Raw genomic sequence first — 14,350 nt, forward strand, 5'->3', positions numbered from 1 at the left:
GCCTGCAATGATAAGACCTGCATTCGCCCCACGACCGTCAGTCTCAAAGGGAAATTCCGCATTGCAAAACCCGGTGAACCGGTGAAACAGCTTAATCAGCAGTGGTTCCAGCCCGAAGTGAAAAACTGAGTTTGTTTTCTCGATAAGAAATTCCTCGGTTGCTTTTTTGTGATAAAAATTCTTTTAAAGGTTCAGGATGAACACGATGCAATACGAAGAACAACCGCTCGTAAAAACCAAAATCATTGCTACCGTCGGCCCGGCTTCCGATTCTCGCGAAATGCTTCACAAACTGATCATTGCCGGCGTTGACCTGTTTCGGCTCAACTTCGCACATGGGAAACATGACTGGTTGGCAGGGATTGTTAAAAACATCCACGAAATCTCTGACGAAATGGGAAAGCCCATTGGAATACTCGGCGATTTGTCCGGTCCGAAAATTCGTCTGGGAGTTTTGCCGGACGGTGAAATCAAATGCCTTCAAGATATGCGTTTCCGGTTCATTCGCGGTATTGAAACCGACAACCCGCGGGAATTGACCTGCACTTACGAACCTTTGATCGAAGACCTCCGCGTTGGTGATCCGGTGCTTTTGGCTGATGGCATGGTTGCCATGCGCGTGGTCGAAAAATCAGACGACGGAGAATATGTGGAGTGTGTTGTCGAGCGTGAAGGAATTATTCGCAGCAAACAGGGGGTGAATTTGCCGGGGGTTCAACTCAGCACGCCTTGTATGACAGAAAAAGACCTCCAAGACCTTGCCTGGGCCATCGAACACGGGCTGGATTATATTGGCCTGAGCTTTGTGCGTTCGGCAGATGATATCACGCACCTGAATGAGGAAATCGACAAACTGAACCCCGTTGATCGTCCCCATATCGTGGCTAAAATTGAAAAAATTGAAGCGGTCAGCGATATCGAACAGATTCTCAAACTGACCGATGCGGTCATGGTCGCGCGCGGTGATCTGGGCGTCGAAGTTGATATCGAACGGGTTCCCATCATTCAGAAACGGATTATCCATCTCTGTAACCAGCACCGCGTGCCAGTGATCACCGCCACGCAGATGCTCGACAGTATGCAGTTCAATACCTTTCCCACACGCGCTGAAGCCAGCGACGTCGCCAATGCCGTTCTGGATGGCAGCGATGCTGTGATGCTTTCCGGTGAAACGGCAGTGGGCGTCAGTCCGCTGGCAGCCGTGGAGATGATGAGTCGCATCGTTCGAGAGGCCGCTCGGATTCTCTCTTCCAATCTGCACTCGGAAGAAACGACAAGTAATCGTCGCCTGCTCGCCCGTGAAGTTACGGAAGCCGTCACACTCGGAGCCGGCATCACCGCGGAAAAACTGGACGCCGATCTGATGGTGACCTGCACACACGAAGGGAAAACGGCGATGGCGCTTTCCAAGCAGCGTCGCACCGTGCCTACTGTTGCCTTAACAGACCGACCGGCGACAGCCCGCCGTATGACCCTTTACTGGGGAGTCACCTCACTCCTGACCGATGTGGTCGATAAGTCACCTCAGAAAATTCTCAAATTTATCGTGACGTATGGTAAAAAGCACGGCTTCCTTTCGACGGGAAGCCAGATCGTGTTGATTTCGGGAACCGACTGGACTTCGTTAGGACACGATATGCTGCTCGTTCACGAAGTGAAATAATATTGATTTTGACTGTATTACCCCTGAGGAAACCATGACGCAAAAACTGACTCTGATCGCAAGCATGCTGTGTGCCAGTCTGATTTCTCAATCTGGATTCAGTGATGACTGGCCGCAATGGGGCGGACCTCAACAGGATCTCGTCTGGCGGGAAACAGGAATCGTCAAAACCCTCCCCACAGCAGGTTTGCTGCCCCGTGTCTGGTCAGCTCCGCTTGGCGAAGGTTATTCCGGTCCCGCCGTCGCGGAAGTCAATTCCCGCTGGTGTGTTTATGTTACAGACCGTATTTTCAAACAGCGCGTAGGTTATGAACGGGTTCTCTGTCTGGATGCCGAAGAGGGAACACAAATCTGGAGCTACGAATATCCGGTCGAGTATTCGGTCAGTTATCCCGCCGGTCCCCGTTCGACACCGGTGATCGACGCCGGACGCGTCTATACACTCGGCGCGCAAGGCCATTTATTCTGCTTCGACGCGGAAAACGGCAAGGTCATCTGGCAAAAAAACTTCGTCGAAGATTTTGGTACCAAACTTCCCACCTGGGGTTCGGTGGCTTCTCCACTCGTCGATGGCAATCAACTCATCGCGCTGGTGGGTGGCACACAGAATTCACTCGTCGTCAGCTTCGATAAGGCGACCGGTAAGGAACTCTGGCGGTCGCTTGAGGATTCCGCCGTTGGTTATGCGCCACCGGTTATCTTCACGTTCGGCGGAAAACGGGAACTGATTGTCTGGCATCCGAGTGCTGTCTCTGCTCTGGACCCGAAAACCGGGAAACTGATCTGGGAAGTTCCTTACGGTGTCCGTTACGGACTCAGTATCGCCACGCCCCGCAAAGTGGGAAACCGCCTGTTCGTCGCCAGCTTTTATAATGGGCCGCGCATGATTGAAGTCTCCGACGATGGCAGTCAGGCCAAAATTGTCTGGTCGGGAAACAGTGACAGCGAAATCAATACGGACGGCCTGCACCCGATTATGATGACCCCCATTTTTAATGGTACGCATATCTACGGCGTTTGCAGTTATGGCCAACTGCGGTGTCTTGATGCAAGCAATGGACGGCGTCTGTGGGAAACGGAAAAAGCGACTGGCAAAGGTCGCTGGTGGAACGCCTTCATCATTCCGCATGAAGACCGGTACTTCCTGCACAACGAGCAAGGCGATTTGATCATTGCCAATTTGACTCCCCAGGGATACGAGGAAATCAGCCGCGCCAAACTGATCGAACCCACACGCCCCGTCCAGCGCCGCATGACGATCTGGTCGCATCCCGCTTTTGCCATGAAAAGTGTGTTTGCGCGGAATGATAAAGAGATTGTCCGTGTTGATTTATCGGCGAAGTAGGGAATTGCTTTGACAGCGAGTCTACTGCGTCAGGAATCACCAAAAGTTTGCCTGGTAATCCCTCTTGAGAGTCGAAACAGTCTGGAATTGGCGTTACGCTATTATATGATAGAATCTGTTTATCGTTTCCTCGCAGGATCTGGTGTGTACCAGCACTGCACCCTACATTGAGAGCCACTAACTATGTCGTCGGATCATTTTGCTCCCCCCCAGGATCGATCCCAGGAAGTTCTGATTCCGCTGGAACCGCTCAAGGAATTGCTGGTCAAGCTGTTTGTACGAATGGGGATGTTTCAGGTTGAGGCGGAAATTGCTGCCAACCGGTTGATCGAAGCTGACCTGCGCGGCATCCACTCACATGGCAGCCGCGCCACAGAACGCTATCTTGAAGCAATGGACATGGGTGATATTGATCCCCGTGCTCAAATTCTGACGATCACGGAAACGCCGGCGATTGCCGTTTTAGATGGCAGTAAAGCGATGGGACATGTTGCCGCAACGCGCGCGATGGAATTAGCGATTAAAAAAGCGCGGGAAGTGGGTACAGGCACAGTCGCCGTTCGCAACAGTCATCATTTTGGTGCTGCTGCCGTTTATGTCTTAATGGCGGTCGAAGCCGGCATGATTGGTTACTGTACTACCAATACCGGTAAAGCTACGGTGGCCGCTCATGGAAGTACACAAGCAGCAACGGCGAATAATGCGATCGCCTGGGGAGTGCCCGCGCGAGAAGGTGCCCCCTTTGTTCTGGATATGGCATGTGCAAAAACTTCATGGGGGAAACTGGATACGCAGGCATTATACGGTTTACCGATCCCCACTGGTTATGCTCTGGACCGCGAGGGAAATGAAACGACCGATTCCGCAGCAGTCAAAACACTTCTGCCGGCCGCTGGGCCCCGTGGTTACGGGCTGGCAATGATCAGTTCAATTCTCACCGGTGCGCTGGCGGGAGGCAAACTGCCAATCAATAAAAAGAAAGCACCTGAAATTGAAGGCTCGGAACATTTTTTCTACGTGATTGATCTCAAACAGTTTGTTGCAGAAGACCGCTTTCATGCAGAACTGGCTTCCGCGACAGAAGCCATCCATCAATTGCGTCCCGCCAATGCAGATGAGCGGGTGCGGATACCCGGCGAACTGGAATGGGAACTGACACAGCGGGCGCTCCGGGAAGGCCTGTATGTCCATCGCGATCATGCCAGTCAACTGAAAGAACTGGCCAAACGCGTGAATTATGAAGTCCCCTGGTAAACTTCGTTTGATGGGGGAACCACTTTGATCAGCACTTTTTTTGAGGTCTGAAATGAGGACTGCATCGCGACCGTTTGTTTCGCTTCTGATGTTATCAATTGTTTTCGTCTGTGCAATCAATGCAGAGTTATCTGCGGGCAAATATAACCCCGTACTCAATGCGGGAGATCAGGCCCCCTCGTGGGAAAAACTGCCTGCCACTGATGGAAAGTCTTATTCCAGCGATTCTTTTAAAGATAAAGAAGTGCTGGTGATTGCGTTTATGTGCAATAGTTGTCCTTATGCCGTCGACTATGAAGCGAGACTGAATCGTCTTGCTCAAAAGTATGTGGCGAAGGATTCTCAGGTTGCCGTCATTGCCGTCAACGTGAATCTGGTTCCTGCAGACAGTCTGGAAAAAATGACCGAACAGGCGAAGCAAAAACAGTTTGTCTTTCCGTACCTGTTTGATGAATCGCAGAAAATCGGGCAGGACTTCGGAGCCACTCGTACGCCGGAATTTTTTGTGTTAAACAAAGATCGAAAAGTCGTTTACATGGGGGCCATGGATGATGCCACCGACGCCAGCAGGGTGAAGCAGGATTATGTTTCCCTTGCGATTGAAGCGGCATTAAAAGGTAAACAGCCGGAAATTACAGAGACCATTGCCATCGGTTGTAATGTTCGTTACAAACGCATCCGCAGAAAAAATTAAATACTCCGCATTCCAGTAACTGCAACCAGAACACATATGACGAACTTGAATCAGATACATATTCAGGACTGCATTGCAGGTATGCAGGGACTCGAAGCGGAATCGATTGATTTGGCATTCGCTGATCCCCCCTTTAATATCGGCTACGAATACGATCAGTACGAAGACCGTCTCGAAAGCGAGCAGTATCTCGACTGGTGTTCGCTCTGGCTGTCGGAAGTGGTGCGGCTGTTGAAACCGGATGGCACGTTCTGGCTGGCAATTGGTGATGAATACGCGGCTGAACTCAAAGTCATGATGCAGCGGAAACTGGGGCTCACCTGCCGCAGTTGGGTCATCTGGTATTACACCTTTGGCGTGAATTGTAAAAACAAGTTCAGCCGTTCACACGCCCATTTATTCCACATGGTGAAAGACCCGAAGCAGTTCACCTTCAATGCCGATGATCCGTCGATCCGAATTCCTTCCGCACGACAACTGGTCTACGGAGACAAGCGAGCCAATCCCAAAGGTCGTCTTCCCGACGATACCTGGATTTTACGACCGCAGGATATTCCTGAGAGTTTTCAAGGCGATGAAGACACCTGGTACTTTCCCCGCATCAATGGCACGTTTAAGGAACGCCAGGGGTGGCACGGCTGTCAGATGCCCGAACAACTCCTGGGGCGGATCATTCGCGCCTGTTCCCACCCGGAAGAAATTGTGCTCGATCCTTTTTCGGGAAGCGGGACCACGCTGGCGGTCGCAAAGAAATTAAACCGTCAGTACGTCGGCTTTGAACTCTCGGAAGAATATGGCGCACGCGCACAACAACGTCTGTCTGAGATCGATGTGGGACAACCCCTGGACGGTCAGGAAAATCCGCTGGTCAGTGCCCCCTCGACGAAAAACGGGAAACGGCTCGAAGACAGCACGCCAGGAACCGCATCAAAAAAAAGTTCTTCACCAAAGAAACAAAATCCGCGGCAGAAAAAACTGCTCTGAGCTGAACCTTCCCGCTCTCAAGCACCCACGTGCCAGCACCGCTTGACGTTGGCACGTTCATTTCCTGTATGGGCCATTAAAGTCTCCGCTGTCTGCCCAAGGCCGCCATCACTCCTCTTTTCTGGCGGCATGGTATGTGCTTTTTCAGTGATCTACCGCTTTTGCTCCTGAAATAAGGCGTCTACTCCCTAAAATGTTGCCTCAAAACAACATTCGTTTGCTGACGCTGTTGCGAAAAGTCAACAGCAGACCCCCGTTTCAGTCTCTCGTCAGGCTTGTAGATAAAAAGGATCGAAACTGGTGTAACGATTCGTTAGAATATGCAGATCATATCAATGATAACCCTTTTCGGGATTGTAAAACATTATCGTGGCGAATTTCATCTCCTCTCTCGCAGAACGGCTCCGCGGTTTTCTCCTGACAGGAGAAAATGAGATTCCTGCGCTCTGGTGGGACATGGTCGAGCAGATTCAGCTTCTGCAACAGGATTTCGCTTCCTACACGGATTCCCAGTTATTTGATGAGTGGAATTCATTCCGCTATCGCGTACAAAGCGGTGAGTCTCTTACGAATTTGCTTCCCGAAGCGTTTGCGGTCGTCAGCGAACAAATGAAACGGCACCTGGGTTTAACGCCTTATCCGGTTCAATATCTCGGCGCGTTTGCGATGCATGAAGGGGCGATTGCAGAAATGCAGACCGGTGAAGGAAAGACGTTGACGGCTGCGTTGACCCTTTGCCTGAATGCACTACCCGATCAGGGGATTCACATTGCCACGGCCAATGATTATCTCGCTGAACGCGATGCACAGTGGTTGAACCCCGTTTATAACTCGTTGGGCATGACAGTGGGAACGGTTACGGCTGCTTCTACATTGTCGGAACGCCGTGCCGCTTATGAATGTGATATCACCTATGGGACCGCGCGGGAATTTGGATTTGATTATCTGCGAGATCTACTCAGCTCATCAGACCTCAAAACTTCCTCTACCTCACGGCGGCAGCAGTTATTTGGTCAGCGAAACAACCAGAGTGAGCAGCAATTATTGAATCCGCGTCAGCCTTATATGGTGATTATTGATGAAGCAGACAGCATATTAATTGACGAAGCGCGGACGCCATTGATCATCGGACAAACCGATGCGAGTGAAGAAGCACAGTTGGCCAGCGCCTGCCAGTGGAGTGCTTCGCACGTGACCAGATTGACAGAAAACGAACATTACATTGATCATGGTCCAGAACGTGGTATGGAATTGACCGAAGCCGGCCGACGTATCGTGCGTGAGATGTTATTGGAGAATGATGCCCCTTCAGCGATCAACACGGGAACCGCTTATCTTGCCTCAGAACGTGCTTTGCGGGTCCGGAACTATTTTCAGAACGGCCGCGATTATGTCGTCCGAGAGGGAAAGGTGGCAATCGTCGATGAATTTACGGGGAGAATTTCTGAGGGTCGCATGTGGCAGAATGGTATTCACCAGGCCATTGAAGCCAAAGAAGGCCTCGAGATGACGTCCCCCACCAAAGTCGGTGCGCAAACGACGGTTCAGGAATTATTTTCACGTTATCCAAGAATGGCGGGCATGACGGGGACGGCAGAATCAGCGGCCGGTGAATTGAAGAAAGTCTTCGCGACTCCCGTGATCAAAATTCCCACCAACCGCCCCGCGAAACGTCAGATGTTACCCGAACAGATTTACTTCACGGCAGAAGAAAAATGGGCCGCCATTGTGGAAGAAACGGCTGCCATGCATGGGCAGGGCAGACCCGTGCTGATCGGAACGCGGTCCGTGAATTTATCGAATGAATTATCAGCGCGGCTGTTACAGGTGGGGCTGGAGCATGAAGTTTTGCATGCTTTGAATCATGAAAACGAGGCCGCCATCATTCAGCAGGCAGGCCAACCGGGTCGGATTACCGTGGCCACTAATATGGCGGGCCGTGGTACGGATATTCTCCTCGGTGAAGGGGTTGCAGAGCCGGGCGGGCTACATGTGATCTGCTCTGAATTGCATGAATCCGCCCGCATTGATCGACAATTGACAGGACGATCTGCACGCCAGGGAGATCCAGGCAGCGCACGCCTATTCCTTTCACTCGAAGATGAAATCCTGGCTGCCGGTCTGGGTGAGCAGCAGGTCCAGGAATTAAATTCGTCTTATCATGAGCACAACCAGGACCTGAAGTCGGCGGTTCCTTATTTTTATCAGGCACAACAGCGCATTGAAAAACGTCATGAACAGCAACGGATTGATTTGGTCAACTGCATCAATCAACGCCGTCAGATGCTGCAACAGATGGGCCAGCATGCCAATCTGAATTCGTTTTAATCACACCAATGCCAGATTATTTTGCTGATAATGGTGTTGAAGTAACGCTCAGTTTTCCAGATAGTCCGTCTTTTGCAAATTGCAGTTGTTTTGCAAAGGGTTGCATCAGCATCGCGGGCAGGAAGAGTAAATCTCCGATCAACGCTGTCGTGAGTAATGCCAGCATCATCCACGCGAAACGTTGTGTGGGAATAAAATCACTGAAACCAAATACCAGCAAACCCAGGCCGCAGATAAAGGTTGTATGAATCATTGCTCGTCCGCAATGTTTCAATGCAGCGTGAACTGCTTCTTCGCTGGTTCGGTTCAATGTCTTCTCTCTGCGGAACCATGCCAGGAAATGCAATGTATCATCAATGGCAATTCCCAGTGCCACACTGGCCGTCATTACCGCGCCAATATCCAGTGGAATGTCCATCCAGCCCATCAGACCAAAAACGATCACAATCGGAAATACATTCGGCAGCATACTCAGTAAACCGGTCCACAAACTGCGCTGGATGATCATAATCACCATAGCCACGAGTATAAATGCGGTGAGAAAACTCCAGGTAAGATCCTGCAGGATCAATTGTTGAACTGTATGAATTAAAGGCATAATCCCAGTGTAATAAGCTGTCAGATGCACGCCCTGCTCACCATATTTTTTGAGTTCCGGTTGCAAAGTGGCTTTCAGTTGATTGAGAGCGACTCCATAATCGGTTTTTTGCAGAGCAGGCACCCGCGCACTGATGCGCCATGACTCTTTATCACCGGTTTCCGACAGATAAACAGAATCCAATACTGCCTGACGATTTTCATGCAATTTTTTATTCGTGACCACTTTCCGGAGAATAGACTCAAAACCGTTATGTTCAACAGCATTAGGACCAAAAGTGGCTGCGGACATCGTCCCTGTAAAACCGTCAATGTTTTTGATGGTTTGTTCAATTTCATCGATGATCCGTAATCGTTGCAAAAACGTTTTTTTGCAATCAGGTTCAAATTCGATGACCACTTCAACAGGGATCAGCGGCCCCATTCGATCTTCATTAAACTTGTAATCAGTCAGAACCTGACTTCCTGCCGGAAACAGCGAAGGTACATCGACTGAAGAGCGGATTGATAATAAACCGTAGGCCGAAACCGCCATCACTAACAGGGATGACATAAAAACAGCAGCGGAATTTCGTTCCAGAAAACAAGCTAACTGCTCCATCCAGGATGAAATTCGCATAAAATAGCGGGGGGTTGCAGTCGTATTGCCTGCCTGATTGTATTTCAGGATTTGCTGAGGCGGCCAGAGTTGCATCGCACCAGGCAGGATCAGTAATAAGACTCCCAATGTAATCAATAAACCGACTGAAGCTAACAGACCAAACATCGCAATCGGGATGATCTGACTGACCATGAGTGATCCCAGTCCAATCGCTGTGGTGACAGCCGCCAGCAGACATGGTTGCCAGCCTTTGGAAAACCCGGTTCGCACTGCTGATTCCGCTTCCGTTTTCGACTTGGCTTTCGTGGCAAATAATTCATCGTAGTAGTAGTTTACCAGATGGACGCCCGCTGAAATCGTCAACACAAAAACCAGCGACGGCGTAATAATCAGAACCGCATCCAGAGGCGTTCCTGAATAGTAGACCATCGAAAGGACGAGCCCCTGTCCGAATAATCCTGCCAGCAGGATCGTGCCTGTCAGCATCCAGGACCGAATACAAATCCAGCATAACGCCGTCGCCAGGGCAGCAGACAAAGCGCCGAACAAATTCACGCTGTGAATACTGGCCCGGTCAATGGCGACCCCGTCTACGGGAGGTCCGGTGATATGAAAATCTTCCCGTGGTAATTGGCAAACCGTTTCGGCGACCGATAATACATGGTCGATCGACTGCTTACGAAACTCATTTCCACGGTGCGTCAGAATAATGACAGCGCAACTGGCATTTAAGTCTTTGCCGACTAAAACCCCTTGCAGGCGTTCCAAGGCTTCATCGCGCGGTAACTTGAGCGGAGGAGCCGCTAGTGTGTTTACAATTCCAGCGCCGGTAATAATACGGTCGAATAATGACGCATGTGTTTCCCCGAAATCAGTCGTATGAGGCGCGTTGATTTTCGCTTCGAATTCGAGCAGCCGAGGATCATCGACAGTACAACCAGGCCAGCTGATTAAAAGCAGATCATTACTTTCAAAGTGTTCTTTGAACTTTTCGTAGTTCTGCCTGGATTGCATGACAGGAGGTGCCCACTTTTCCGGGGCAATGCACATGCTTTCGATACTGTGGTGAGCGCCGTAAATCAGAAAAGGGGTCAGTAATACTAATACAATTACGGTGACGACATAACGACGGACGTAACGAGGTTTTGCGGAAGTCATTGAAAGATCTCTGTGTGAGGGGACAAATCAAGATCGCTGGGTACATCCAAGGCCATCCAGCCCACGTGTACACAGCAAGTCTAGCTCACGGCTTTTTACCCGTCGGAGAAAATAGCAGACTTTTTGCAATTTCTCCGGCTCGCGCAATCATCAGATTCGGCATAAAGCGTAAACCGTTTGAAAACAGCCGGCTACCTGTTGCGTCTCACGTCAAGATACACGGCAAACAGGATCACGGCCCCCTTGACTATGTATTGCAGTGAATAATGAATGCCTGCCTGATTGAGGCCTTTGTCGAGAATTCCAATGATGACGGCACCGATCAGCGTACCAAACATGGTTCCGCGCCCACCGGTAAAACTGGTGCCTCCGACAACCACGGCAGCAATTGCCGTCAGCTCAAACATCTCACCGGATCCTGGTTCAGCAGAATAAAGTTGGGATGTATGGATCATACCGGCCACCCCCGCCATTAAAGAACAGAGCAGGTAAACGAGAATTTCCACGCGGACAACGGGAATGCCCGTGTAAAGGGCTGCTTCCCGATTGCCTCCCAGCGCATAAACGTGCTGACCAAAACGGGTGCGATGCAACAAGAGAGACATCAGTAGAAACAGCGTCAGCATGATGGCAACGGGCAGGGGGATCACATCAAACAGGCGACCATTGCCAATGGCGAGGAAAAATGTCTGGTGCTCGCCGATCGGCATGGGAAGCCCGCCATTAAATCGCAAAGCGCAACCGCGGGCGACGAGCATGGAAGCCAGAGTAATGATAAAGGGAGGCATTGCCGTCTTTGAAGCAGCCACGCCATGAAACATACCAAACAGAGCTGCCGCGCCCAGTCCTGCCAGAAGCGAAACGAATATCAGAAACAGATTCTGAGTTTCTCCCGAGAGTGATGTGAGACAGAAAACAGTCGTCGTTCCCACCAGAGCGACCATGGCTCCCACCGAAAGATCAATGCCCCCGATCAAAATGACCAGCGTCATTCCCAACGCCAGAATCGTATTGACGGAAATCTGTTGCGTCAGATCCAGCATGTTCTCCGGAGAGAGAAAAGTCGGAACCCAGATACGAAACAGCAGGAGCAAAATCACGATTGCAGCTAACAGAGGGACCATTTGTTTAACGATTTTCACTTTCTTCCCCTTTCGTCAGTTGCTGCATAATCTGCTCAGCGGAGACTTTTTGCGTCTCGTAAATTCCCGTGAGCCGTCCTGCCCGGAACGTACCCACTTTATGCGAAATGTTCAGAACTTCATCCAGGTCTGATGTAATCAGTATCAACGCCATTCCCTGTTTGACCAGATCACCAATGATTCGATACATGTCTTCACGCGCTCCGACATCAATGCCGCGCGTGGGTTCATCCAGAATCAGAATTTTCGGCGGTTTCTCCATCCAGCGGCCGACAAGAACTTTCTGCTGATTTCCTCCCGACAGATCCCGCATCGGCTGCTCTGATCCGGCCAGTCGGACTCCAAATCGTTTTACGGTTCGTTCGACAATCGCATTTTTGATCTGATAATAAAACACACAACCTCGAATCCAGTCCTTCAGCCAGGGAAGCGTAATATTAAAAGCGACGGACTGATCCAGCACCAGTCCCTGCTGTTTGCGATCCTCCGGAACCAAAACCAGCCCCTGATTCAATGCCTCGCGCGGGTTGCGAATCTGCGTTGGTTGACCATCGATCATCACCGTTCCACTCTGAACGCGATCAATGCCAAACAAGGCCCGGGCCAACTCGGTCCGACCGGCGCCTACCAGACCGGACAGACCCAACACTTCACCATACCGAACTTCAAAAGAAATATCATGGACATAGGGACTACTGAGCTGGCAGACTTTCAACGCGACTTCGCCGGGTCGATAAGGGGGCCGGGGAAAATGTTCCTGAATATCGCGACCCACCATCCATTGAACGAGCGTTGCGGTATCGACCTCATTCGTGTTCGCTGTTCCCACAGACTTTCCGTCGCGTAAAACAGTGATCCGATCCGAAAGACGCGTGATTTCCTCCATGCGATGCGAGATATAAATGATGCCGACCCCTTGTGAGCGTAACCGGCGCAGCGTATTGAACAAAGCATCGACTTCGACATCGGAGAGTGAGGAGGTCGGCTCATCCAGAATCAACACACGTGCCTCCTGAGATAAGGCGCGGGCAATTTCTACCAGTTGCTGTTGAGCCGTACTCAAGTCAGACACGGTTGCTGTCACATCTGCGATTTCGGAAAGCCCTAACTGTGTGATCAGGGCTGCGGCTTTTTGATTCATCTGCCGTCGCTGCAGGAATCCAAAACAGACCGGTTCGCATCCCAGGAAAATATTTTCTGCGACAGACAGATTTGGTGCCAGCGAGAGTTCCTGATGGATCAATCTGATTTTCAACCGAGCTGCATCGGCGACACTGCGCAGGGATACCTGCTGCTGTTCCAGCCAGATTTGTCCCTGATCGGGTTGATAAATACCTCCCAGAATTTTAATCAGAGTACTTTTTCCTGCGCCGTTTTCTCCCAGCAATGTATGAATCTCGCCGGCTTGAAGATCAAGACTGATATCATCCAGCGCAGTCACGTTGCCAAAACGTTTGGTAATTCCATGGAGCCGGAGTAACGGTGAAATCGTGGCAGGCATGGTTTATTTTGCCTCCAGGAACTGCTCCGCGTTTTCTTTCGTAATCAGTTCCACACGCACTTTGACATCTTTTTCCACGGGTTCACCACGTTGGTGTGCCAGCATTTTTTGTGCGGCAATCTGGCCAATTTCGCGTGGAAACTGGGCGGAAGTGGAATGTAACTTTCATGACAGGATTGCTTTGATTCCAGCCTGAGAACCGTCGACGGTGACAATCGTAACCTGATCGAGTTTATTCACGGAATCCAGAGCGGAGATGACTCCCAAGGCGTTGGGATCATTGATGGCAAATACAGCGTCCAGATCAGGATGGCGACCAATCAGATCGCGCATGACAGGTCTTGCTCCCTCGGTTGTCCCTTTGGCTTCCTGCACATCCAGAATTTCCATTTCCGGGTATTGCGCCATACCTGTATTAAAACCATCGACCCGATCAATGCACGCTTTATTGACCGATAAATGCAGCACGACCAGTTTTGCTTGCGGATTCACTTTTGCCAGTGCCTCTGCAGCGAGTTTTCCAGCGAGAAAATTATCAGAGGCGACCGTACAGACGATTAATTCTTCATCTTCTTTTTTGACGGGTGCATCGACAATAATGACGGGAACGTTTTTCCGGTTGGCTTCGAGTAATGAGCCTTTGAGTCCTTCCCAGTTCACCGGATTCACGAAAATGCCGGCAGCTCCCTGCAGAATCAAATCCGAAAGATCATTCTTCTGTTTGAGGGAATTGAATTGTGCATCCAGAATTACCAGTCGATCGCCGTTGGCTTCGAGCTCTTTTTTCAGACCCTCTCCGAGATCAACAAAAAACGGATTATTCAAAGTCTGAAACGAGACGCCATACAGTTTTCCTGTCAGCGGTTGCGAGTCTGTCTGCTGCGGACCGGAATCGGTATTTCCACAACCATGCGAAAACAGAAGCATCATCAGAAATAAGAGAGTCGAATTCAGAAACCGTGCGCTGTTCATAATCAACCTTCGTTTCAATGGAATACAGTGAATCCCGCATAAAACGACTTAATCTATTACTCCTAACTAACAAAATCAGGTCGTAAAAGAAAGGTTGAGAGCGTCGGGGGA

At 50.5% G+C, this 14,350-nt stretch carries 10 protein-coding genes; 6 read left to right on the forward strand and 4 right to left on the reverse strand.

What is annotated here, in order from left to right; all coding sequences use genetic code 11:
- Positions 1–205 precede the first annotated feature (205 nt).
- The 6 genes from pyk (at position 206) to Q0294_RS16455 (ending at position 8,268) form a co-directional block, all read left to right on the forward strand.
- The gene (gene pyk, locus Q0294_RS16430) at positions 206–1,663 is read left to right on the forward strand and encodes a pyruvate kinase (protein WP_299467622.1); all 1,458 of its coding nucleotides are present in this window, start codon (positions 206–208) and stop codon (positions 1,661–1,663) included.
- Between the two features lie 34 nt (positions 1,664–1,697).
- Entirely contained in the window at positions 1,698–3,008 is a 1,311-nt protein-coding gene (locus Q0294_RS16435) for a PQQ-binding-like beta-propeller repeat protein (protein ID WP_299467624.1), read from the forward strand.
- Between the two features lie 183 nt (positions 3,009–3,191).
- The gene (locus tag Q0294_RS16440; protein ID WP_299467626.1) at positions 3,192–4,262 is read left to right on the forward strand and encodes an Ldh family oxidoreductase; all 1,071 of its coding nucleotides are present in this window, start codon (positions 3,192–3,194) and stop codon (positions 4,260–4,262) included.
- 52 nt (positions 4,263–4,314) lie between these two features.
- Positions 4,315–4,956, forward strand: coding sequence for a thioredoxin family protein (locus Q0294_RS16445; RefSeq protein ID WP_299467628.1), 642 nt, complete (start codon positions 4,315–4,317; stop codon positions 4,954–4,956).
- Positions 4,957–4,992: 36 nt separating this feature from the next.
- On the forward strand, positions 4,993–5,940 hold the full coding sequence (locus Q0294_RS16450) for a site-specific DNA-methyltransferase (RefSeq protein WP_299467631.1): 948 nt from the start codon (positions 4,993–4,995) through the stop codon (positions 5,938–5,940).
- Between the two features lie 369 nt (positions 5,941–6,309).
- Positions 6,310–8,268: a translocase gene (locus Q0294_RS16455; protein ID WP_299467633.1), complete on the forward strand. Its 1,959-nt coding sequence runs from the start codon at positions 6,310–6,312 to the stop codon at positions 8,266–8,268.
- A gap of 16 nt (positions 8,269–8,284) precedes the next feature.
- Here Q0294_RS16455 and Q0294_RS16460 read toward each other — a convergent pair whose 3' ends face one another.
- From Q0294_RS16460 to Q0294_RS16475, 4 genes are all read right to left on the reverse strand, one after another.
- Positions 8,285–10,624, reverse strand: a complete 2,340-nt coding sequence (locus Q0294_RS16460) for an MMPL family transporter (RefSeq protein WP_299467635.1) — start codon at positions 10,622–10,624, stop codon at positions 8,285–8,287.
- A 191-nt stretch (positions 10,625–10,815) separates the two neighbouring features.
- Complete coding sequence (locus Q0294_RS16465) at positions 10,816–11,766, reverse strand: ABC transporter permease (protein WP_299467637.1); 951 nt, start codon at positions 11,764–11,766, stop codon at positions 10,816–10,818.
- A complete protein-coding gene (locus Q0294_RS16470) occupies positions 11,753–13,267 on the reverse strand; it encodes a sugar ABC transporter ATP-binding protein (RefSeq protein ID WP_299467639.1) in 1,515 nt (504 codons plus the stop codon). Before Q0294_RS16470 ends, Q0294_RS16465 begins: the two co-directional genes overlap by 14 nt.
- A gap of 165 nt (positions 13,268–13,432) precedes the next feature.
- Positions 13,433–14,239: a substrate-binding domain-containing protein gene (locus tag Q0294_RS16475; RefSeq protein ID WP_299467642.1), complete on the reverse strand. Its 807-nt coding sequence runs from the start codon at positions 14,237–14,239 to the stop codon at positions 13,433–13,435.
- Positions 14,240–14,350 lie beyond the last annotated feature (111 nt).

This window comes from uncultured Gimesia sp. (genome assembly GCF_937919775.1).
In the GTDB taxonomy this organism is placed as follows: Bacteria; Planctomycetota; Planctomycetia; order Planctomycetales; family Planctomycetaceae; genus Gimesia.